The sequence below is a fragment of the Pseudomonas sp. S04 genome (assembly GCF_009834545.1).
Lineage (GTDB): Bacteria > Pseudomonadota > Gammaproteobacteria > Pseudomonadales > Pseudomonadaceae > Aquipseudomonas.
The window spans coordinates 3,748,134-3,769,078 of record NZ_CP019427.1; the positions used below are offsets into that span (position 1 = coordinate 3,748,134).

General features: G+C 58.7%; 20 protein-coding genes and 1 pseudogene. 13 read left to right on the forward strand and 8 right to left on the reverse strand.

Annotated elements, in window-relative coordinates; all coding sequences use genetic code 11:
• Positions 1-153: 153 nt before the first annotated feature.
• Positions 154-996, reverse strand: coding sequence for a helix-turn-helix domain-containing protein (locus PspS04_RS16545; protein WP_202982078.1), 843 nt, complete (start codon positions 994-996; stop codon positions 154-156).
• Between the two features lie 101 nt (positions 997-1,097).
• On the opposite strand from PspS04_RS16545, the gene PspS04_RS16550 reads away from it, so the two are divergent.
• The 3 genes from PspS04_RS16550 to PspS04_RS16560 all read left to right on the forward strand — a co-directional run bounded on the left by PspS04_RS16550 (position 1,098) and on the right by PspS04_RS16560 (position 4,742).
• A complete protein-coding gene (locus PspS04_RS16550; RefSeq protein WP_159996653.1) occupies positions 1,098-2,903 on the forward strand; it encodes an acyl-CoA dehydrogenase in 1,806 nt (601 codons plus the stop codon).
• A 58-nt stretch (positions 2,904-2,961) separates the two neighbouring features.
• Positions 2,962-3,885 (forward strand): SDR family NAD(P)-dependent oxidoreductase, encoded by a 924-nt coding sequence (locus PspS04_RS16555; protein ID WP_159996655.1) that lies wholly within the window; start codon positions 2,962-2,964, stop codon positions 3,883-3,885.
• A gap of 83 nt (positions 3,886-3,968) precedes the next feature.
• A complete protein-coding gene (locus PspS04_RS16560; RefSeq protein WP_159996657.1) occupies positions 3,969-4,742 on the forward strand; it encodes an SDR family oxidoreductase in 774 nt (257 codons plus the stop codon).
• 112 nt (positions 4,743-4,854) lie between these two features.
• On the opposite strand, the gene PspS04_RS16565 is transcribed toward PspS04_RS16560, so the two are convergent.
• The 7 genes from PspS04_RS16565 to PspS04_RS16595 all read right to left on the reverse strand — a co-directional run bounded on the left by PspS04_RS16565 (position 4,855) and on the right by PspS04_RS16595 (position 9,529).
• Positions 4,855-5,469, reverse strand: coding sequence for a c-type cytochrome (locus PspS04_RS16565; RefSeq protein ID WP_159996659.1), 615 nt, complete (start codon positions 5,467-5,469; stop codon positions 4,855-4,857).
• A 1-nt stretch (position 5,470) separates the two neighbouring features.
• Positions 5,471-5,914 carry a hypothetical protein gene (locus PspS04_RS16570; RefSeq protein ID WP_110660981.1) on the reverse strand — a complete coding sequence of 148 codons (444 nt, stop codon included), beginning with the start codon at positions 5,912-5,914 and terminating at the stop codon, positions 5,471-5,473.
• The gene (locus PspS04_RS16575) at positions 5,911-6,438 is read right to left on the reverse strand and encodes a methylamine dehydrogenase light chain (protein ID WP_411740880.1); all 528 of its coding nucleotides are present in this window, start codon (positions 6,436-6,438) and stop codon (positions 5,911-5,913) included. Before PspS04_RS16575 ends, PspS04_RS16570 begins: the two co-directional genes overlap by 4 nt.
• A gap of 26 nt (positions 6,439-6,464) precedes the next feature.
• A complete protein-coding gene (gene mauD / locus PspS04_RS16580) occupies positions 6,465-7,061 on the reverse strand; it encodes a methylamine dehydrogenase accessory protein MauD (RefSeq protein WP_159996661.1) in 597 nt (198 codons plus the stop codon).
• Positions 7,058-7,603, reverse strand: coding sequence for a MauE/DoxX family redox-associated membrane protein (locus PspS04_RS16585; protein ID WP_159996663.1), 546 nt, complete (start codon positions 7,601-7,603; stop codon positions 7,058-7,060). Before PspS04_RS16585 ends, mauD begins: the two co-directional genes overlap by 4 nt.
• On the reverse strand, positions 7,597-8,811 hold the full coding sequence (locus tag PspS04_RS16590) for an amine dehydrogenase large subunit (RefSeq protein WP_237234927.1): 1,215 nt from the start codon (positions 8,809-8,811) through the stop codon (positions 7,597-7,599). Before PspS04_RS16590 ends, PspS04_RS16585 begins: the two co-directional genes overlap by 7 nt.
• 73 nt (positions 8,812-8,884) lie before the next feature.
• The gene (locus PspS04_RS16595; protein WP_159996665.1) at positions 8,885-9,529 is read right to left on the reverse strand and encodes a hypothetical protein; all 645 of its coding nucleotides are present in this window, start codon (positions 9,527-9,529) and stop codon (positions 8,885-8,887) included.
• Positions 9,530-10,082: 553 nt separating this feature from the next.
• Here PspS04_RS16595 and PspS04_RS16600 point away from each other — a divergent pair.
• From PspS04_RS16600 to PspS04_RS16645, 10 genes and pseudogenes are all read left to right on the forward strand, one after another.
• Positions 10,083-10,898 carry a helix-turn-helix domain-containing protein gene (locus PspS04_RS16600; protein WP_159996667.1) on the forward strand — a complete coding sequence of 272 codons (816 nt, stop codon included), beginning with the start codon at positions 10,083-10,085 and terminating at the stop codon, positions 10,896-10,898.
• A 374-nt stretch (positions 10,899-11,272) separates the two neighbouring features.
• Positions 11,273-12,184, forward strand: coding sequence for an NmrA family NAD(P)-binding protein (locus PspS04_RS16605; RefSeq protein ID WP_159996669.1), 912 nt, complete (start codon positions 11,273-11,275; stop codon positions 12,182-12,184).
• An 88-nt stretch (positions 12,185-12,272) separates the two neighbouring features.
• Positions 12,273-13,628 carry a DUF1329 domain-containing protein gene (locus PspS04_RS16610; protein WP_159996671.1) on the forward strand — a complete coding sequence of 452 codons (1,356 nt, stop codon included), beginning with the start codon at positions 12,273-12,275 and terminating at the stop codon, positions 13,626-13,628.
• A 21-nt stretch (positions 13,629-13,649) separates the two neighbouring features.
• Positions 13,650-15,512 carry a DUF1302 domain-containing protein gene (locus tag PspS04_RS16615; RefSeq protein WP_159996673.1) on the forward strand — a complete coding sequence of 621 codons (1,863 nt, stop codon included), beginning with the start codon at positions 13,650-13,652 and terminating at the stop codon, positions 15,510-15,512.
• A 67-nt stretch (positions 15,513-15,579) separates the two neighbouring features.
• A complete protein-coding gene (locus PspS04_RS16620) occupies positions 15,580-17,940 on the forward strand; it encodes an efflux RND transporter permease subunit (RefSeq protein WP_159996675.1) in 2,361 nt (786 codons plus the stop codon).
• Positions 17,941-17,954: 14 nt separating this feature from the next.
• On the forward strand, positions 17,955-18,926 hold the full coding sequence (locus tag PspS04_RS16625) for a WD40/YVTN/BNR-like repeat-containing protein (RefSeq protein WP_159996677.1): 972 nt from the start codon (positions 17,955-17,957) through the stop codon (positions 18,924-18,926).
• A 399-nt stretch (positions 18,927-19,325) separates the two neighbouring features.
• Entirely contained in the window at positions 19,326-19,514 is a 189-nt protein-coding gene (locus tag PspS04_RS28125) for a TetR/AcrR family transcriptional regulator C-terminal domain-containing protein (protein WP_442966648.1), read from the forward strand.
• A gap of 151 nt (positions 19,515-19,665) precedes the next feature.
• Positions 19,666-19,752: pseudogene (locus PspS04_RS16635) on the forward strand (LysE family translocator); the annotation flags it as partial.
• A 9-nt stretch (positions 19,753-19,761) separates the two neighbouring features.
• Positions 19,762-20,496 (forward strand): SGNH/GDSL hydrolase family protein, encoded by a 735-nt coding sequence (locus tag PspS04_RS16640; RefSeq protein WP_095170734.1) that lies wholly within the window; start codon positions 19,762-19,764, stop codon positions 20,494-20,496.
• The gene (locus PspS04_RS16645; RefSeq protein WP_095170735.1) at positions 20,489-20,917 is read left to right on the forward strand and encodes a nuclear transport factor 2 family protein; all 429 of its coding nucleotides are present in this window, start codon (positions 20,489-20,491) and stop codon (positions 20,915-20,917) included. Before PspS04_RS16640 ends, PspS04_RS16645 begins: the two co-directional genes overlap by 8 nt.
• Positions 20,918-20,945 lie beyond the last annotated feature (28 nt).

Here is a 20,945-nt window from a genome sequence, read left to right on the forward strand (position 1 = left end):
TTGTCTTACACCAAGCGTAGCTGATCAAATCTTAGGTGCATTGAATGTAAAGCCTTCCTGAAAATCTATCATTGACTGCCAGCCACGACTGGCAGCAATGGGTCGATTTATCCCTTTGCTGACAGGCAGCTATGGGTCTTGAGCCGCTGCCACTCAGTAGAACAGCAGGGGATGTTCCAGGGGGGTAAGCAGCAGCTTTTCAAGGCTCAGTGCGGCATCTTCGGGATAGAGGGTGTTGATACTGAGCCTGGGTTCGGTCATGTACGCCGCCGGGCCAAGTGCGCCAACCATCTGGCTGACACTGTAGAAGCCCCTGACCCTGCCCTGATGCTGAATTTTGACTTTGAAGCTGGCTCTGGGCTCGAGCCTGGAGGCGCGTATTTTCCAGTCAGCTGGAACGTTGGGGTAGCCAAGAATACGCTTCAGGGTCTGATCTTCCTGATCGCTGCCGTTGAGCATGACATGCTGTTTGAACGCCATGATCACCAACGACAATGCGTCTTGCCATTCCTCGCTCAGCGCGCCATCGCTGCCGTCGTTGAACAGAAAGTCATACAAGTTGACGGTTTGCCTGAGCCGCTCGGTATCGACTTTGTCCTGATAGAAGCCTACCCAGGCCTTGTTGACCATCAGGATATTGCCCGCGCCATCAGTCAGGGTGGATGGATACGGATCCAGTGTCTGCAATGTTCTGAGCATTGCAGACCTTAACCATTTGAGATCCGGGCTGTGAAAGTCCTGCGCTATTTCATTGGTCGCGTAGCCCGCAGCAATGCGCAGATGGCTGCGATCCCTGCGGCCAAGCTTTAGCGCGTCCGCGATGTGGTCGGTCAGCACCTCACTTGGCTTGCTTATCCCGTTTTCCAGGCGACTGACATGTCGAGTCGAGGTGCCGACCATTTCGGCCAGTTGCTCCTGGCTCAGCCCGAAGACTCCGCGCCAGAACCTGAGAAAGTCAGCAAAGCGCTGTAAGTGTTGTGTCTCGGCCATGTCCATTGTTGCGAAAAATCCCTTCTATCAGACATCCCATGTCGTGGTGACTGGGGCCGGCCTCGGCAAAATGGGCGGGTCTCGTCCATTCTTCGCGGAGTAATACCATGGCGGCCTCCATACTAAACGTCAGAGATCTGCATTTCTATCTGTTCGAGTTGTTCGATGCGCAAGCCCTGACCGCCCGCCCGCGCTATGCCGAGCACAGCAAGGAAACTTATCTGGCGGCCATCGAAACCGGGCGCAAGATCGCGCAACGCTACTTCCTGCCAATCCGGCAGAAGGTGGATGTGCAACAGCCTACGTTCGACGGCAAGCAGGTGCACATGCTTCCCGAGATCAAGCCTGCAATCGATGCCGTTATCCAATCCGGGCTCGCTTGCCCGGAAGCCGATTATGAATGGGGTGGCATGCAATTGCCGGCCATTGTTGCAAGTGTGGCCACTTCTTTCCTGTCAGCTGCTGGCAGCACCACACTGGGTTACACCAGTCTGACCAATGCCAACTGCAATCTTATCGAGGCTCACGGCACGCCCGAACAGATCGCCAAGTGGGTCGTGCCGATGCGTCAGGGCCGGTTCGCCGGAACCATGGCCATGACCGAGCCGTCGGCGGGCTCGGGGTTGGCAGACCTGGCGACCAGCGCGACCAGGACTGAAGAGGGTCGTTACCTGATTACTGGCAACAAGATCTTCATTTCTGGCGGTGATCACAACCTTAGCGAAAATATTGTTCACCTCGTCCTGGCAAGGATCAAAGGCGCGCCCAAGGGCATCAAGGGCGTATCCCTGTTCATTGTTCCCAAGTATCTGGTCGATGAAACCGGTGCGGTCGGCAGCCGCAATGATGTGAGCCTGGCTGGCTTGTTCCACAAGATGGGTGGGCGCGGGCAAACCTCCTGTGCGATCAACTTCGGTGAACAGGGCGGCTCGATCGGCTACCTGGTAGGTGAGGAGAATCAGGGTATTCGCTACATGTTCCACATGATGAATGAGGCACGCATCATGGTCGGAACCAGCGCCGCGCTCACCGCGTTAAGCGGTTATCAGTACTCCCTCGACTACGCGAAGGAGCGGCGACAGGGGCGTTTACCTTCGTCCAGGGATCCGCTGTCTGCGCCCGTGCGGATCATTGAGCATGCGGATGTGCGGCGCATGCTGTTGGCACAGAAGGCCTATGCCGAAGGTGCCTACAGCCTGTGTCTGTTCGGTGCACAACTGGCTGACGATGTGCGCACTGCTCCTGACGAGGCCGAGCGCAGAAGCGCAAAGGTACTGCTGGATTTCCTGACGCCGATCATCAAGTCCTGGCCATCCGAATACGGCCCGCGCGCCAATAGTCTGGCGATTCAGGTGTTGGGTGGGCATGGCTATACCAATGAGCATCCGGTCGAGATGTTCTACCGCGACAACCGCCTCAACTCGATCCATGAGGGCACCTATGGCGTGCAGTCGCTTGACCTGCTCGCACGCAAGGTGCCCGCCGACAATATGGCCGGATACACGAACTGTATCAGCAGGATGCGTGACGACATTGAGACGGCCACCCAGCACCCGGCATTGCAGGAGCCTGCGGCTGCGCTTCTGGCCGCCATTCAAGTGCTCGAGGAAACCACCGGTGCTGTTCTTGGCGGCATGCAGAAACTGCACATCGACTTGGCGCTGGCCAATTCGGTCAAGTACCTGGAGCTGTTTGGCAACGTGGTTGTGGCCTGGATGTGGCTCAAGCAAGGCATAGCCGCGAGCGCTGGCCTGGCCAGGGACCCGCATGAGGATGACCGGAACTTCTACCTGGGCAAGTTGCAAGCCCTCAAATACTTCTACGCCTACGAACTGCCAGAGATACAGGTCTGGAAACAGATTCTGTGCGACTTCGAAGATGCCTTCTACATGGCCCGAGAAGAGTGGTTTTGATGGCTGCGGCGTACCTGGTTTGTCCGTTGAATAACCGTATCAATCGCAGAGGTTTCATATGAGTCAGCAAAGTATCGATTTTACTGGGCGTGTCGCCATCGTCACCGGAGCCGGAAACGGACTCGGACGCTCCCATGCGCTGGCATTGGCCAGGCGCGGTGCCAAGGTGGTGGTGAATGATCTGGGAGGCGCCCGTGACGGCGCGGGTAACTCGTTGCAGGCTGCAGACGAGGTGGTCGCGCAAATCCAGGCCATGGGCGGCGAAGCCATTGCCAACGGCGCCAACGTTGCCAACTTTTCTGAAGTCGAGGCGATGGTCGCGCAGGTCATGGAGCGTTGGGGGCGGGTCGATATTCTGCTCAACAACGCCGGAATACTTCGCGATAAAAGCTTCTCCAGGATGGACCTGGCCGACTTCAGGCTGGTGATGGACGTGCACCTGATGGGCTCGGTCAACTGCACCAAGGCCGTCTGGGAAATCATGCGGGCGCAGAACTATGGGCGAATTGTCATGACCACCTCCTCTTCCGGTCTCTACGGCAATTTCGGTCAGTCGAATTACGGTGCGGCCAAGATGGCGGTTGTAGGGCTCATGAATACCCTGGCGCTGGAGGGACAGAAACACGATATCCGGGTCAATGCGCTGGCCCCCACTGCCGCCACCCGCATGACCGAAGACCTATTGGACAAGACGGTATTTGAACTCTTGACCCCTGAGTCGGTTACCGCAGGCGCGCTACTGCTGTGCCACGAGGGTGCACCGCAGCGCACGATCCTCTGTGCCGGTGCAGGTGGCTATGCCACTACGCGGATTTTCGAGACCAATGGCGTGTACCTCCCACCTGCCTTGCAGACCCCTGAGAGTGTGCTGGCGACCTGGGACGCTATCTGTGACACCACAGATCAATGCGCCCTGGAGGCGGGCTTCAAGCAGACAGAGAAGTTCCTGTCCAAGGCTGCCGCCAGCTTCGGCAATCAATGAGATCGCACGCCTGAGCGGTGCATCCAATTCAATTTCTGCGCTTGTCCGGTTGACGGACGGGCGCGTTTTTCTCGGAGAGCAGTATGCAGGATCTATTCAGTTTGCAAGGTCGGGTGGCGCTGGTCACCGGTGGGGCGCGAGGGATTGGCGCGATGATCGCGCGGGCGTACCTGCAATGCGGGGTCAAGGTGTACATTTCATCGCGAAATCAGGATGAGCTGGCGAATTTTACCAACGCTGTTGCAAGCCTTGGCGAGTGCGTTGCGATCCGTGCTGACCTCTCCAGCCTGGAGGGCATCGAGTTTTTGGTCGACGAGATTGGCAAGCGTGAGTCCGGCCTGGACATCCTGGTTAACAATGCCGGCGCTACCTGGGGCGCGGAGTTTTCCGTGTATCCAGAGGCGGGTTGGGACAAGGTTGTGGATCTGAATCTGAAGTCACCGTTCTTTTTGACGCAGCGTCTGCTCGGGCTGCTCAAAACTGCGGCTAAAGCAGAGACTCCGTCCCGGGTGATCAATATTGCCTCGGTCAACGGCCTGGTAAATCCCGGAGTCGATAATTATGCGTACTCTGCCAGCAAGGCCGGCCTGATTCACCTGACCCGGCATCTTGCGGTTGATCTGGCTCCCGCAAATATCAATGTCAACGCAATCGCGCCCGGCTTTTTTCACACGAAAATGACGGCTTACGCGGTTGAGCAAGATGCAGGTTCCATCATGGCCATGGTCCCGAGGGGGCGACTTGGCAATCAGGACGATATGGCTGGCGCTGCCATCTTCCTGGCATCCAGGGCCTCTTCCTGGATCACCGGACATACGCTGGCGCTGGACGGTGGCCTGGTCGCAGCCGCCGGTTGATCAAATAGATTTCAGCGATACTCATGAGACTCTGTGACAAGCCGCAATAGAAAGCCCCCTCCGCTGGCAGCGGAGGGCTCACGGATAACAGCGTCAGCTTTGGCGGGTTGCCTTACTTTGGATCAACACCCAGTGTTCCTATGAAGTCGACCACGGCTTGCCGTTCTTTGTTATTGATCTGGGTAGCAATGGCTTGCATCCACTTGCCCTGGATATCGGAATACTCATCTGCCCCCCGCCAGCCCTGAGCGTAATTGTTCAGCTGCTGATCGATATACCAGCCGTCAAGGATTCGCAAATCAGGTGCCTGCAGGTGTGCATAACCTTGGGCAAATTGGCCGTGGCAAGCCGCACAGGTATCCTGATAGCGTGCTGCGCCAACCTTGGCAGTGGCACTGTCAGACTGTGGCGCCTTGGCCAGTTGCAGACCGGCGTAGTGCGCGGCCAGACTGGCAAGCTGCTCTTCACTGAGGCTCAGGGTAATCGCACGCATGCTCTGCCCCGCCTGATCCTGTTGAGCGTAACCGCGCCGGCCGGCTTTGAAATTCAGCAGCTGACGAGCCAGATATTGTGCGTTCTGCCCCGCCAGGCGCGGTGCGCCCAACGCCTGATTACCCTGGCCTTCTGCGCCGTGGCACACCGCACAGGTTGCACTCAGTGCTGCAGTGGGCGCCTCCGTCGCCTGGGTGGCGAGCGGAGCCAGAAACAGTAAGGCCAGGCTGGTCATCTTATTCATCTGCGAATGCTCCACTGTGCTGCTGTTGCTCACGCTGAACGATCTGTTCAAGCAAATGCGCTTGAATGACTGATGGGCTGGCCAGGGGATACTGACGCAAGGTGCCTACTTCAGCAGCGGTATAGGGTTGAAAATCCGCCGGTATCTGTGCCGCACTGAAGCTGCCGAGCATCCAGTTCAGCAAGCGTGCCAGATCAGAATCGGGCAGCGCCGTCTGGGCGGTGCCCGGCACCTGCACCAGATACTCGCGACCGCCCGGGACACTGAGAAAGCTGCCCATCCGATTACGCAAATCTGGCACCTGTCGTGCGGGAAAGCCGCTGCCATCTGGTAAATGGCAACCCTGACAATTGAGCATGTAATCGACCTGAGCCGGCTCGGTCGCCCAACTGCAGCTGCTGGACAGGAGAAGCCCCAGAGCAACTGCGCGAATCATTGTTCCTTCACTCCGATCACGACCGACAGCGAGCAGTGATAAGGCACATTCGCCTGGCTGCCGGTACACCAATTGAGATCGTTCGAGCTCTGCGGCCGATAGATCGGGGTGTCGCCCTGATCTCGCTGGCAGATGCAGCGCCCACAATTACTTTTGCCACAACAGTCGTTGTAGGAAATGACGTAGTCCTTGCCGTCCGTGGGATTTCGGCAGGTGCCGATCCAGGTGATGTCTGACTTCACGGTGCCAGGCGGACAACTGCTAGCCGTGCCACCGCAACATCCACAAAGAAAACCGTCGATCGCACAATGTCTCCAGTAGTCGCAGCTATTGGGATTGCCTTCTTCAGCAATGCCCGTGGAGGCAAAGGCACTGTTGCGATAAACCGGCAGCAGCGTAAAGGCGCCCGCACCGATCAACAGAGTGCCCAGGCCGCCGAGAAAACCTCGACGCGACGTGCTGCGAGCGGTCTGTCGGGTGAGTTTTTCGGTCACTTGATCAAGCCAATTGTTTTCCATCGTCATTGCCCTCGATGCGTGTGCCTGGCAACTCAGCCATGTGCCGCATGAAATTGTTGAACCGTGGCGTAGCCGAGGCTTTTCGCCTCGAACAGGCTGTCCAGATGTTCGCGGGTATTGATCAGGCCGTGTGCGGTCACCTTGCCCGAGGCATCAATCAACACCCCATAGGGCAGCTTGGCGATCTGGTAAGCCATGCCAACCTCGGGAGAGAGCAAATACGCAAACTCATTCAGCCCTTCACGTCGAATGAAGGACAACTGTTCGGCTTCGTCACCATCACTGGCCAGGATCACGCGTAGCCAGGCTCGCTCCTTTGCCTGGGCCGACTTGAGCACCGGCAGCAAGGTCTTGCACACCGGGCACGTCGGCGAAAGGAAGAACAGCAGTGTCGAGAGTCCGCCAGCATCTACGCCAGCCAGACTCAATGCACCGCCGGTCAGGCTCGGCAGATTGAAGACTGGCGCCTCATCCCCGACCTTGATCACCTTGCCCAGCGACAGCGCCCCTACCGGGCGGATGCGCTCGTGCAGCAGACCAATTTGCCGGGTCAGGGCCAGCACCGTCACCAACAAACCGATGATGGCCAACCAGGAAAGGCTAATGGCAACAACCAGTGCTTCAATCATAGAGAGAGTTCTCGGGCAGAGTTTTGGTTGGCAATCAGGGTATTGGCCAGAAGGTAGAAGGCGCTGCCGGTAAGCACCACGCAGCCAATCACCAGCCAATCGTAGAAAACCAGGATGCGGCCGCTCGGCGGCAGCAGCAGATTCAGGGTGAGGAGCATGAGAATCAGGTTGCGCCATACCAATGGCCAACTGACTGCCTGGCGGCGGGCGCCTGCCTGGCAACCGCAGTCGGCAATGCGCCGGCCCTGCACCAGGCTCAGCGCCATTGCAAGCGCATAGATCAGCAACAACGCCGCCGCGAGCCACACAACGAAGGGCTGCCGGAAAGCCAACAACCCGCCGGCGGTGACTATCTCAAGCCAAGGCAACAGCAAGGCGACAGGACGAACCAACCCTTGCGCAAGCACGTCATAGCTCTGCAACACCGCCGTGAACCCAAGCGTGTCGCGTAATTTGTGCCAGCCTGCAACCCCCAGCAGCAGGGCCATGCCGACACTTATGGCGGTCAACCAGACCGGTTCGCCGAGCAGGCCGATCACCATGGCAGCACCATGTTCAGATATCCATAAGGCAGCCCGGTGATGGTGCGCAGGTGCGCACCGCTCTCGACATCGTAAAGATTGATGTCCTGCTGCAGACGACGCAGCACACCATCCTGGCCCTCGGTTAAATAAATCCAGGCACTGGCCAGCCAGGGCATCTGCAGCACCCAGTCCACGCTGTAAAGACGTGGCTGGACGCCGGGACTGACGCCGATAGAGATGCTCTGCTCAGCCAGTTTGATGGTCTGGATTTTTTTGCCCTGGTTCGCATCGAAGACCCAGACTTCGGTGCCCGGCTCCTGGAAGGTGTCTGGCCCGCCTTGGTGCATCAACACGAACAATCGGCCGCTCGCTGCATGTACGGCGGTGTGCTGAATGCCGCTCATGCGCCAGTCGTCCTTTCGCTCATCCCCGCTAAGCAACGACCACTGCCGGGACACGCGCAACTGATCCGGGCCCATCTGAATGGCATACACCTGACTTTCGCGAGAAACGAAATACCAGGTGTCACCTATCCGCGAAGCCGCAGTCGACAGCAGGTCCTTGAGCGGATCGAATAACGGTTTGCTGCGCTGCTGGATCAGTACCTGACCTTGTTCTCCCAGGCGCAGGTGAAGAAATCCGCCGTCGCCGCAGATGGCATAGAAATCACGCTTGCCGGCCGGATAGATCGAGGCGCAGCCGGGTGTCTCCACCTCGCTGACAAAACGATCGGCATCCAGATCGACGATACTGATGGACTGCGCCGGGGTAAAATTGAGCACCAGGAGAAAACGCTCGTCGTCCGACAACACACTCAAACCCGTATTGCCCAGGGCGTTGATGCGCTTGGACGGAATCGGGATTTCCCGTTTGGGCGCGAGGGTCTGTGGGTCATAGACCGTCACCATATCGCTGCGGGTTCCACGGGTGCCGCGGCTGAAATAGGTTTCGACGGAGAACAACTCATTACGTGACTGTGCAGGCAGCAGGCTGTTGAACCAGAAGCCGGTATCAAGCTGGCCCAGCATCTTGCCGCTGTCATCGAACAAAAATGCTCGACCATCGAGCTGCGTCGGCGCTCGATTGCCCCATACCCAGAACCAATGCTGACCGTCATGGGCTGCCAGGGTTTCGACCCTGGCCTGCTCCACCGGGATATCAGCCAGTGCCAAGGGCAGTTGCAGCGAAGTGCCCAGCATGAAATAGCACGCTAAACGTTTGAACATATCGACATTACCTACCCATAAGCTATTGAAGTTGGCTTCGATCGGGGTTTTCTCACTGTGTATGACGGTGGGTCTATGCCATTCCCTTCTTGCGCGCCAGGGCGCGATACACATAGAAAATCTCTGTAAAAATCAACGACCAGGCAAAGGTTTCAATCACCCACTTATTGAAAAACACCGCTGTGTCTTCATTGGGCAGAACCATGAAGTCCTGGATAGCGGCGACAAACAGATTCAGGACTATAAGTACGACCATCAACCAGCCGTGCAAGATCAGCTTGTATTTAAATGCCTGCTGTACGATACAACCGCAGAAGATTAAAAAGAGTACAGCTGCCAACATCGAGGCGACCGGTAGTGCCGCCCGCATGAAGTCCAGCGTTTCAAAGCCATAACTGAGAACAAGCGCGACGACAAAAACCAGAACCTCCTTACCTTTGGACAATTCAAAGTTATGCGTCACTTTCATTAAGCCGATGGCACCAATAACGGTAACACCAAATAGTTTTGAAAACGTATCCAGGTAATGCCAGACATAGGCGGAAAATTCAAAGACACCGGCCTTATCTAAAATCACGTTGGTTGCAGACACGGCGAGAAAGAACCACTCGTAGCCCAACATATCGTTTTTCAACTTGAGAAAGCGGTATCCGTAATAAAAGCCGACCCACACCAGGGACGAAACAGCCGTGTAAATCATCATATCTCTGCTAGACATTGCCGCTGTCCTTTTTGTTTTTTCGGGGAGTACTTTGATTACCCACCGCCACTGCAGCCTATGGGCTGGCTTAAGCAGCGCCAGCGCAGGTCATTGGCCTCATCGGCCAACGGGAATAACCTGATGGCCGTAGTGTCAGATCAACGCCCAGCCAGGTGTTACCCAATATCCGCATTGAGTAAATTGCGTTTATTGGCTAACGCTGGCACTGCCAATCGCTTAGGCTGCGCGAGACCGATCGTCAGTGCACTTTTCAGCACGATGGGCGATTACAGGAGTAGTGGTGATACGCGCCGCATGGGATAAAGGCGCCTAGTGCTCGGCGGAGTAACCGCCAGGAATCATATGTTGTCCAAGGAGATTGCCAGTGAATACCAGCGGCGGCCTTTACTCCCCTACTCCATTGATCGCGACTAATCCCGTCGTCGTCAGCGTTGCAGAACTGCATGACGTTGATGACTATGGCGCGACCCTGCCTGGCTGGTCCAGTGAGGTCCAGCAGTTGAGCAACGGCTTCTTTGCCGGGCGCTGCAGCCTGGTAAGCTTTGCCGGCATGCAACTGTTTCGCGAAATCACCTCCCAGCGCATGTGCGTTAAGTTCGCCACCAAAGCTAATTCGCGCTCCATTGCCCTGCCGCTGTCGTTGTCCCAGCCTGCCCTGTTCAGTGGCACCGAAGTCAATCACCGGGAAATCGTCTGCTTTGCCGAGGATGAAACCTTTACCTATTACACAGCACATTCAAGCGACTTGCTGACCCTGAGCTTCGATACTGACGTCTTCGCTGCCTATGCCGATCAAATCAAAGATGCCGATGTCGCTCGCAGCCTTGATAAAACGGCCTTTCTAAAAGTCATGCCAGATCAGGCTGCTCAGCTGCAAACATTCCTGCAAACCGTGCTGACCGTTTTGCTGAACAATCCTGGCGCCTTGCAGCACCAGCATGCACAGGACTCGCTGACCGAATCGATTTACACACAGGTGCTCAAGCTGCTCGGCAACGGCGACAAACTGTGCGCATTCGCCATGCCCAAACATCGCTATGCCCTGGTTGCGCGAGCGCGTGAATATCTGTTTCACGACCCCCTGGGTGAGAGCTTCACCATTGCCAGGCTTTGTCACTACCTGGGAGTTGGCTCACGCACGCTGGAATATGCATTCCAGGACGTCCTGGGCATGACCGCAGTGGCTTACTTACGCGCATTGCGACTCAACTATGTGCGGCAGGACATCAAGTCTGGCGGCCCACAGAGTTCCGTGCTGGATATTGCTGCGCGCTGGGGTTTTTGGCATCCGTCGCATTTCAGCGCAGATTACAAGCGCCTGTTCGGCGATCTGCCATCCGAGACGCGCCGACGTTATGCCAGTTAACGTGATGTTGCTCCTGACTAACCAGCCCGCTACTCCAGTGCACTAACCTTTCGCCCAGTAATGCCCCTTTCGAATACATAGCTATTTATCAAATGAAGATGAGCGCTGGAACACTCACTGGCCGGCGCTAATTCTGCACGCGCGCAACACGCGTCGCCGAAGCAGCGGTTAAGTGCGCCCGGCAATAATTCAAACATCGTAAACACTGCGATTTTTGGCTAACGCCTGCGCCACAACCACACAAATAATCGAACCAACGCGTTGCAATGCACATTGAGACTTGATGCACCACTACAACTTGCGCGGGGGGCAGTGGTCATTCCATCGTTACCGGCAAGGCTGAATATTTAATCAATCATCAGGACTTATTGACTGTGAACAAAACAAGCAGAGTGCTCATTCTGGGTGCCACGGGAAATATTGGTGGACTGACCGCTCAAGCGCTGGCGGTAAAATACCCATCTATAAACTTACGTCTGACCAGCAGCCGCGACGCCGGCTGCGATTTACTGCGTGCCCTGCATCCACAGGCTGAAGTACTTAAGGCCGACTGGTACGACCCCGGTAGTCTGCCCGCCGCTTTTACCGACGTAGACAAGGTGTTTATTGTCTCGCCGGATTTTTACACCGACGAAAATATTGTCACCCCCAACCTGATTAACGCCATTCAGGAAGCCGGCTGTGTTGCCCAGGTACTGCGCTTGATCTCCCTCCCGCCAGGGCTGACGGCTGATCAATTGGAGCCGGACATTCTGGCCACCCGATGTGGGGCCAACCTCTCGGTTGTCGCGAAGCCACTGTTTGATGCCAGTGGCTTACCCATGACCTACCTCAATGTTGCCAGCTGGCTGATGTTCAATGTGCCCTGGTTCCTGGCTGCCGAGATTAAACAACACCGGCGCCTGGCCATGCCGCAGGCCACCCATGCATCACGCCTGTGGTTGTCTGAGTGCGACGTTGCCGCAGCCGCCGCCAGGATCCTCGCAAGCGATGCCGCTCTCCATGTGGGTCACGAGTATCTGCTTACCGGCACTGAGCGCATCGACTTTACCCAACTCGCCGAGCTACTGGGCGAAGTGATCGGTGAGCCGGTCACGATGGTGGACGATGACCAGCCCCTGCGCACCGCCACCGCAGAGGCCTTCGATTTGCTCATGACCTACTTCCGACATGAAACCCGCGATTACCTCGACATTCCCGTCACCGACAGCTTTGCGCAGTTGACCGGTCGACCTCCCATGGCCTTGCGCGACTATCTGATAGCCAATCGAACCCTGTTTATCTGATTCACTGGCGCCGCTGGAAAGCTGTGCGAACGCCGCCCAGCCCTGCGCTCCGACCTCTAACAATAATAGGAGACACCTCGTGAATAGCATGTTCAAACGGACTTTGCTGTTTAGCGCCCTGCTTGCATGCTGGGGCCTGAGCACGGCACAGGCGGCCACTTCAGCTGAACTGGAGCAACTCGGCAAAAAACTCACCCCCTTCGGTGCGGAGCGGGCTGGCACCGTGGATGGCAGCATCCCGGCCTGGGAGGGAGGCCTGGCCCGTGCCCCGGCTGGCTGGGAGCCCGGCCATGGTGACCCCTATGGGGCTGACAAGGTGCTTTTCAGCGTCAATGCACAGAATCTCGCTCAACATCAGGCAAAGTTGCCCGCCGGACAGATTGAACTGATCAAGGCCTATCCCGGCTACCGCGTGGACGTTTATCCGACCCATCGCAGTTGCACCTTCCCGGACGCCGTGGCGCAGCGCACCAAACAATTCGCCGCACAGAGCAAGGTTGGCGCTGACGGTTGGCAGTTGGAAGCCGCGGCCGGCGAAGCGATTCCGTTTCCGCTACCGGCCAGCGGTGTCGAGGCGATGTGGAACTACAAATTGCGCTACATCGCCAAGGGTCGGCAATTCGATGCCGCGTTTCTGATGCGGGACAAAGGGGGGACGCTGACACAAGTCGAGCAAAAATCCTACGAGTTCTACCCCTATAACGACCCGGCCGTAAAAGCCCCGGCAGATACCGGCAATATCGAAGCCAAGCTGATGTATGACCTGCTTTCACCCTCGTCCCGGGCGGGCGAGATGTACCTGGTGCATGCACAATTGGATAAGCCGCAGGATGCCTGGATCTACTTCCCTGGCCAACGCCGCGTGCGGCGTGCCCCCTCCTTTGCCTACGACAACCCGATTGCTGGCTCCGACAGCCTCTACTACGTTGACCAGATCAATATGTACACCGGTGCGCTCGATCGCTACGACTACAAGCTGGTCGGCAAAAAGGAAATGATTGTTGCGTACAACTCTTACAAATTGGTCGATAAGTCGAACCGCTATGAGCAGTTGATCGGTCAGGACTACCTCAATCGTGACGTGCAGCGTTACGAGCAGCACCGGGTCTGGGTGGTGGAGGCAACGGTGAAAGCTGACAAGCGTCACTCCCTGGCCAAGCGGGTGTTCTACTTCGACGAGGACAGCTGGGCATTGCTGCATGTCGATATGTTCGACGCCAAGGGCAATCTTTGGCGTGCCCAGGAAGGCAGCGTCTGGGCCAATCCACAGATCCAGGCATGCACCTCCATCGAGTACGTCAGCTATGACCTGATCGCCCGTCGCTACATCGCCGACGGCTTTACCCAGGAAGGCAAGGTGCTCGACCTGACCGCAGGCCTCGAAGGCCGGGTCAACGACAAGATGTTCAACTCCGACGAACTGCGTCGCCGCGGCGAACGTTAAGTCCGACCTGAGGAAAAGCTCATGCATAACAAAAATAAAGGCGCGGCCCTTGCCGCGCCGGGCTTCCCGCGTGTCAAAAACAACCTGACCCTGCTGATGATGGCGGCCTGCGGCCTGGTCTGGAGCGCGCCGGGCCACGCGTTTCGCTTCGGCTCGGACGCGGGGATATCCGGCAGCCTGGATTCGAGTCTGTCCTATGGCTTCGCGCAGCGCCTGGAGTCGCAGGACTGCCATATCCTCGGCGGCGATAGCGGTGGCTGTAACAACGGCACCCAGACTCAGACCGGGCGCTTCTACAATCTGAGCAAAGGGAATGGCTACGCCAACGCCGATATCAGCTACAGCAATGCTGACGATGGCAACCTCAACTACAACAAGCACGATGTCTTCTCGCACGTGATCAAGGGCAACCATGAGTTGAGCCTGAAACTCGGTGAGGGTTGGAGCGCACTCGGCCGGGTCGCCTGGGCGAAAGACTTCAAGATGGATGACACCCGAAACACCGAACTGGATGACGACGCCAAGCGGGAAGCCACCGAGCGCCTGGAGTTGCTCGACCTCTGGGTGGCGAAGAGTTTCGACCTCGGTGAGATGCCAGCCAAGGTCAAGGTCGGCAACCAGGTGATCAGCTGGGGCGAGGAAATCTTCGTGACCGGTGGCATCAACCAGATCAACGCCATCAACCTTGCGAACTACCACACCCCCGGCACCCAATTGAAGGAGGTGTTCATCCCGGCACCTATGGCTTCGTTCAACCTCGGGCTGAGCGAGACCCTCAGCGTTGAGGCCTACTACCAGTTCAAGTGGAACGCCTATGGCATCGACCCGGTGGGCACCTACTACTCGGGGAGCGATGTGGTGGGTGAAGGCAATCTGCCGATCTACCTCTCGACCAGCTTCGTCAACAATGTCTACAGCCCCTTGCTCGGCCTGACTTGCGCCGACCTGACGCCCACGGGACGCTGCGGCGCGCCAGGGATCAGCGGCCTGAGCGACGAGCAGATGTTCGCCACGGGGCTGGCGATTCCCTACGCCGGCAGGCATGAAGCGAAAAACAGTGGGCAGTACGGCATCGCCCTGCGCTGGACGGCGGAGGAGATCGAGACCGAGTTCGGCGTGTTCTATCAGCGCTACCATGACAAGTTGCCCTTCGTCGGCTACACGGCCACCCGCTCCCCCGATACCCTGCTGGTCGACAACTACTTCATCAACTATGGCGAAGACAAGAATCTGTTCGGCCTGTCGATGAACACCATGGTCGGACCGGTAGCGGTCGGCGCGGAGCTGTCCTACCGGCCCAACGACAGCGTCAGCATTGATCCCCTGGTGCCCTTTGGCGCGGCCTTCACCGGCCGGTTCAATGAATTCAGCGTGTACGACAACGGCGTCAGCAAGGGCTATGTCGAAGAGAAGAAATGGCAGGCACATGTGAATGCCGTCTACAGCTTCTCGGCCAGCGACCCGCTGGGTTTCATTCCAGGGAGCCTGGGCGCCTCCGACGGCTTCCTGCTGACCGAGGCGGTCGTCACCCACTACCCGGATCTGGACACCTCGGGCGAGACGCCATACCTGCTCCCGGACTATTCACTGCCGGACAAAACCTCCTGGGGCTACGTCGCCGAGATGGGCATCAACTACCCGAATGCGTTCGGTAGCGGTATCACCCTCACGCCGCAGCTGGACTTCTACCACGACGTCAACGGCACCACGCCGAACGCATCGCCGTTCGTCGAGGGCCGCAAGTCGCTGACCAGCGCCTTGCTGTTCAACTACCGCGACCGTTGGAAGGGTGGCCTGCAGTGGGTGCAGTACTGGGGCGGCGGCGACAACAACCTGATGACTGACCGCGATTTCATCAGCGGCAACATCTCCTACTCGTTCTGACCGCCGGCGCAAGGCGGGCCAGTCCCGCCCTGCTCCGTTCGCTTGGTAATTTCAGGAAGGCATAACCATGCTGACTTCCCTGGTGCTCGGCCTCGAGCGCTTCTTCTTCCGTCATCGTCTTGCCACCCTCGGCGTGCTGGCCCTGGTGACCCTGGTGATGGCTGGCTTCGCCGCGCAACTGCGCATGTCTGCCGGCTTCGACAAGCAGCTGCCGCAGCAGCACGAGTTCATCAAGACCTTCAACCAGTACCGCGACGTGCTGTTCGGCGCCAATCGCATCATCGTGGTGCTGCACGCCAAGCACGGCGATATCTGGAACAAGGAGGCGCTGACCAAGCTCAACGACCTGACCCAGACCCTGTTCTTCATGCCCGGCATCGACCGCCGCACGGTGACCTCGCTGTGGACCCCGAACACCCGCGCGGTACAGATTACCGAAGAGGGCATGAAGGCCGAGGATGTGGTGGGGGGCGACGTCACCGTGGCCACTCTGAACGACCAGGCCATCGCCGGCATTCGTGAGCGCACCCTGGTCGGCGGCTTCGTCGGCAGCCTGGTGGCCAACGATTACTCCGGGGCCATGGTGCTGGCCGAGCTGGCCGATCCTGACCCGCAGACCGGCCAACGCCTGAACTACCTGGAGTTCAGCCAGCGCCTGGAGGACGAAGTGCGGGCCAAGTACGGCGACGACCAATACGAGGTGCAAATCATCGGTTTCGCCAAGCAGATGGGCGACATCGGCGCTGGCGCCACGTCGGTGATGGGTTTCTTCGCCCTGGCGTTCCTGCTCACCGTGCTGGCGGTCTATTGGTACACCCGCTCCTGGGCGTTGACCTTCCTGCCGCTGTGCTGTTCGCTGGTGTCGGTGGTCTGGCAGTTCGGCACTATCACTCTCCTTGGCTTCGGCCTCGACCCGCTGGCGATCCTGGTGCCTTTCCTGGTGTTCGCCATCGGTGTGTCCCATGGCGTGCAGCAGGTCAACTTCATCTCCAAGGAAGTCTGCGCCGGCGCCGATGGCATGACCGCCGCGCGCCGCAGCTTCTCCGGCTTGCTGATTCCCGGCACGCTGGCGCTGATCACCGCCTTCGTCGGCTTCGCTACGCTGGTGCTGGTGCCAATCCCAATGATTCGCGAACTGGCGATCACCGCCTCGGTTGGGGTGGCCTACAAGATAGTCACCAACCTGATCATGCTGCCGGTGCTGGCCAGCTATTTGCGCTTCGATCAGGCCTATGTGAGACGCGTCGATCGACTTCGCCGCGGGCGTGACGGCGCCATGCTCAAGCTCGGGCGCATCGCCGAGACGCGTAATGCGGCAATCGGGGCGGTGCTGTGTCTGGTGCTGCTGGTCGCCGCCGTATGGCAGAGCCAGGGTCGGCATGTTGGCCATGTCCTGCCGGGCGCGCCGGAGCTGCATATCGACTCGCGCTATAACAAAGACGTGGAAAGCGTGGTCAGCCATTTCGGTCTCGGCCTGGATCTCTTCACAGTCGCGGTGGAAACGCCGAAGAACAGCTGCTATCAGCACGAGGTGATGGCCTACATCGACCGGCTGACCTGGTACCTGGCCAATGTGCCGGGTGTTCTCTCGGCGCAGTCGTTGCCTGTACTGACCAAGCTCTCGGCCTCCGGAGTCAACGAGGGCAATCCGAAATGGGTGGCGCTACCGGCGGATGAGCTGTCACTCGGTGAAGCGGTACGCCAGGTACCCGAGGGGCTGCGGCTGTACAACGCAGACTGCAGCTTGCTGCCGGTCAACCTGTATCTGGCCGACCACAAGGCCAGCACCCTGAAAAGCGTGGTGGAGGCCGTTCAGCAATACCGCGCCGAGCACCCAATGGTGGGGGTAAACGTGCGCCTCGCCAGTGGCAATGCCGGGGTGCAGGCGGCCACCAACGAGATCGTCGAAAGCTCCGAGCTGCCGATGATGCTCTACGTCTACCTGACCATCGTGCTGCTGGTCTTTGTGGTTTACCGCGACTGGCGAGCGATGGTCGCCTGCTGCCTGCCGCTGACCTTGGCCACCTTTCTCGGTTACTGCTTCATGAAGGCCCTGGATATTGGCCTGACTGTCGCCACTTTGCCGGTGATGGTGCTCGCGGTCGGCATCGGCGTGGATTACGCCTTCTACATCTATAACCGTCTGCAGTTGCACCTGGCTGAGGGGCTGGACATCGCCAACGCCTTCAAGCTGGCGCTGCGCGAGGTCGGCGTGGCGACCATCTTCACGGCCATCACCCTGTCCATCGGTGTGGCCACCTGGTCGTTCTCGGCGCTGAAGTTCCAGGCTGACATGGGGCTGCTGCTGACCTTCATGTTCATGGTCAACATGCTGATGGCGATTACCCTGTTACCGGCCATCGCAGTGATGCTGGATGTGCTGATTCCGCGTCGGGGGCCGGTTTGCGCGCCTCTGGTTGCGCACTGATTGGAGGACACGAAATGCCCAAGAGAGACTTCACTCCCGTGCGTTTGCTGCTGGTTTGCGCCTTGCTGGCAGGCGCCAACATGATCCTCTACAGCCGTGCCGCTGAACGGACTCCCGCCATGCGCCAAGCCCAAGCACAACACGCCCCGCTGGTGGCGGTGAGCCAGGCCGGTGAGCGCCTGGTCGCGGTGGGCGATTATGGCGTCGTGGCGCTCTCCGACGGGGGGCAGGACTGGCGGCAAGCCAGGGTGGTTCCTGTCGATACGCTGCTGACCGCGGTTAGTTTCGCCGACGCGCAAAATGGATGGGCGGTCGGTCACGGAGGAGTGCTGTTGCACACCAGCGATGCTGGCGAAAACTGGACTCTGCAGCAGCGCCTGGAAGACAAACCCGTACTGCTTTCCGTCTGGTTCGAGAACACCCGCCACGGCATAGTCACCGGCGCCTATGGCTACGCCAGCGAGACCCAGGATGGTGGTCAGAGCTGGCAACGCCTGAGCCTGGGTGCGAACGATGATGACTATCACCTCAATCACATCTTCTGCGCACCGGATGGCAGCCTGTTCATCGCCGCGGAGGGCGGCAACGCGTACCGCTCGCGCGACAACGGTGTGACATGGGAGACGTTGGATACCGGCGTCAGTGGCTCGTTATGGAGCGGCATCACATTGCGCGACGGCCGCGTGCTACTGGCTGGCATGAGCGGGCGGGTGCTGCTCAGCGAAGACCGCGGCGATTCCTGGCGCGAGTTGGACAGCGGCAGCCAGGAGGCGATCACCGCCTTGATCCAGTTGGTCGATGGCCGCGTGGTGGTGGTTGGTAATGGTGGGCTGGTGAGCGTCGCGGATGCTGAACTAAAGCATTTCAGTAGCGCGATTCGTGAAGACCGCGTGAACCTTTCTGCGCTGCTGGCTGTGGATGACGATCAACTGACATTGTTCAGTCCACAGGGTGTGTTGCATCAGCGGCTGTCATCGCGGCAATGAGTTGCTCAGGCCGACACAGTACCTGTACAGACGCGGCCATTTGCCTTGCGGTGATCCCATCGAGTTCATCGCAAGGCCTGTCTTAATGAAGCGATTCATTCAAGGCGAAATGAATCTCCTCTAGTTTCGTAGACACTTTTGAAGGCAGGTTGGACTACCCCCTGAACGGTAGACACCTCCAGGCCTTGAACTGAAGCCACTGGACAGTGCCCTGAGCAACCAGCGTTAGGCGAGTGATCGTGCCGTTGCGCAAATCACAGGCGCTGTCTCACGCCTTCATCTACACCGCTGTGACAAGGGCGCAGGCGCCGGTGATCCCGATGGGCTATGTGAAGGCTGCAAGGAAAGCAGTTACGAATGCACCTAAATGGGTGTCCGGTTTCATTTGACCACTACAATATGGACACAGGGAAACTCCGCCGAGCGGATTCGCGAGTAGCAGCCCTGCACCTGCGCGCGCTGCTGGAATCCGAGTGGCTTGATCTTTTCCTGTTTTCCACGATGCAAGGATTTGATCAAACGTTTTGTAAAGACACAGCTACCAGAGCGACAGATGCATTTTTAGCCGCGTACGGCGCCCCTCAATGATCTGGGCCGATGATGACCTGCTCTGAGCGGTTAGCAGTGTTGCGTACAACAACCCCACATGACCGACAATTTTCACTCGCCGATGAAGTTTATGGATCGAAAGCCTGCTCCTCAGTGCTACGAAAGTCAGGATGGATTCCCGCGCCCCTGCCAACCCCGTGGCAAGCGGATTTTCAACCGTTGCTGCGCCGGGCTGTTGGCGGCGGCGAGTGTGCTGTTGATGGCGCGTCGGGCGTGAGCCTCGGGCATGCTTGAACCCTTGAGCAAACTGTTGCTGGGGCCTTTGCTCCTGCTGCAGGGTCTCTACGTCCGGCGGGTCACCCCGCGGTTGCCGGAAGCCAGCGGTGCACGCCAGGGCTTGACCGGCAATGGCGTGCGCCTGCGCTTGCTGATAGTCGGGGATTCGGCCGTCGCCGGGGTGGGTGCCGCGACCCAGGACCAGGCCCTGAGCGGGCAACTGGTTGGACGGCTGGCTGCAGATTTCCAGGTGAGCTGGCAACTCTGGGCACAGACCGGGCTGGATTCCCAAGGCCTGCTGGAGCTGCTCGAAGCCAAGGACGCGGAGCCCTTCGATGTGGCGGTGCTGGGCATTGGGGTCAACGATGTCACCAGCAGCCTTGGCGCCGATCAATGGCTGGTGCGGCAACAGCGCTTGCTGGGGTTGTTGAGGGACAAGTTCGCAGTGCAACAGTTGATCATTTCCCCGCTGCCACCGATGCATCTGTTCCCGGCATTGCCCCAGCCTCTGCGCTGGTACCTGGGCAACCGGGCCAGGCGTTTCAACCAACGACTGGCCACCCTCACCGCCGCCCAGCCATCCTGTAGCCTGCTGACCCTGAGCCTGGCCCCGGAGGCCGGGATGATGGCCGTCGACGGTTTCCATCCCGGGCCGATGATCTACAGTCTCTGGGCAGAGCACGCCGCCCAGGCCATCACTGGGCGGCGGCACAACAATAAAAACCCAGGAGTCGAACATGTCTGAACTCAAGCTGCATCCCAACGTCGCCGCCACCCTGGCGCAGTGGCACGCCATGCTCGATAAGGGCGACTTGCGCGCCCTGCCCGAATTGCTCGCTACCGAAGCCGTATTCCGCTCGCCAATGGCCCATACGCCCTACCCCGGCGCGCCGGTGGTGGCGATGATCCTCAACACGGTGTTCCAGGTGTTCGAGGATTTTACCTACCACCGCGAACTGGCGAGTGCCGACGGATTGAATGTGGTGCTGGAATTCAGTGCCCGGGTCGGCGCCAAGCAACTCAAGGGCATCGATATGATTCGCTTCAACGAGGAGGGGAAAATCGTCGAGTTTGAAGTGATGGTGCGACCGATGAGCGCCTTGCAGGCCCTGGGTGACGAGATGGGCCGACGTCTTGCTGCGTACCTGGCTGCGAGCAAGGCCTGAGCACCAAGGCGCCATTGCGAGTTTGAGC

What these genes read in the sequence shown, in the direction of transcription:
- PspS04_RS16545 (WP_202982078.1), bottom strand. Translation starts at nt 996, where the DNA reads ATGGACATGGCCGAGACACAACACTTACAGCGCTTTGCTGACTTTCTC.
- PspS04_RS16550 (WP_159996653.1), top strand. Translation starts at nt 1,098, where the DNA reads ATGGCGGCCTCCATACTAAACGTCAGAGATCTGCATTTCTATCTGTTC.
- PspS04_RS16555 (WP_159996655.1), top strand. Translation starts at nt 2,962, where the DNA reads ATGAGTCAGCAAAGTATCGATTTTACTGGGCGTGTCGCCATCGTCACC.
- PspS04_RS16560 (WP_159996657.1), top strand. Translation starts at nt 3,969, where the DNA reads ATGCAGGATCTATTCAGTTTGCAAGGTCGGGTGGCGCTGGTCACCGGT.
- PspS04_RS16565 (WP_159996659.1), bottom strand. Translation starts at nt 5,469, where the DNA reads ATGACCAGCCTGGCCTTACTGTTTCTGGCTCCGCTCGCCACCCAGGCG.
- PspS04_RS16570 (WP_110660981.1), bottom strand. Translation starts at nt 5,914, where the DNA reads ATGATTCGCGCAGTTGCTCTGGGGCTTCTCCTGTCCAGCAGCTGCAGT.
- PspS04_RS16575 (WP_411740880.1), bottom strand. Translation starts at nt 6,438, where the DNA reads ATGACGATGGAAAACAATTGGCTTGATCAAGTGACCGAAAAACTCACC.
- mauD (WP_159996661.1), bottom strand. Translation starts at nt 7,061, where the DNA reads ATGATTGAAGCACTGGTTGTTGCCATTAGCCTTTCCTGGTTGGCCATC.
- PspS04_RS16585 (WP_159996663.1), bottom strand. Translation starts at nt 7,603, where the DNA reads ATGGTGATCGGCCTGCTCGGCGAACCGGTCTGGTTGACCGCCATAAGT.
- PspS04_RS16590 (WP_237234927.1), bottom strand. Translation starts at nt 8,811, where the DNA reads ATGTTCAAACGTTTAGCGTGCTATTTCATGCTGGGCACTTCGCTGCAA.
- PspS04_RS16595 (WP_159996665.1), bottom strand. Translation starts at nt 9,529, where the DNA reads ATGTCTAGCAGAGATATGATGATTTACACGGCTGTTTCGTCCCTGGTG.
- PspS04_RS16600 (WP_159996667.1), top strand. Translation starts at nt 10,083, where the DNA reads ATGCAACTGTTTCGCGAAATCACCTCCCAGCGCATGTGCGTTAAGTTC.
- PspS04_RS16610 (WP_159996671.1), top strand. Translation starts at nt 12,273, where the DNA reads ATGTTCAAACGGACTTTGCTGTTTAGCGCCCTGCTTGCATGCTGGGGC.
- PspS04_RS16615 (WP_159996673.1), top strand. Translation starts at nt 13,650, where the DNA reads ATGCATAACAAAAATAAAGGCGCGGCCCTTGCCGCGCCGGGCTTCCCG.
- PspS04_RS16620 (WP_159996675.1), top strand. Translation starts at nt 15,580, where the DNA reads ATGCTGACTTCCCTGGTGCTCGGCCTCGAGCGCTTCTTCTTCCGTCAT.
- PspS04_RS16625 (WP_159996677.1), top strand. Translation starts at nt 17,955, where the DNA reads ATGCCCAAGAGAGACTTCACTCCCGTGCGTTTGCTGCTGGTTTGCGCC.
- PspS04_RS28125 (WP_442966648.1), top strand. Translation starts at nt 19,326, where the DNA reads ATGGACACAGGGAAACTCCGCCGAGCGGATTCGCGAGTAGCAGCCCTG.
- PspS04_RS16640 (WP_095170734.1), top strand. Translation starts at nt 19,762, where the DNA reads ATGCTTGAACCCTTGAGCAAACTGTTGCTGGGGCCTTTGCTCCTGCTG.
- PspS04_RS16645 (WP_095170735.1), top strand. Translation starts at nt 20,489, where the DNA reads ATGTCTGAACTCAAGCTGCATCCCAACGTCGCCGCCACCCTGGCGCAG.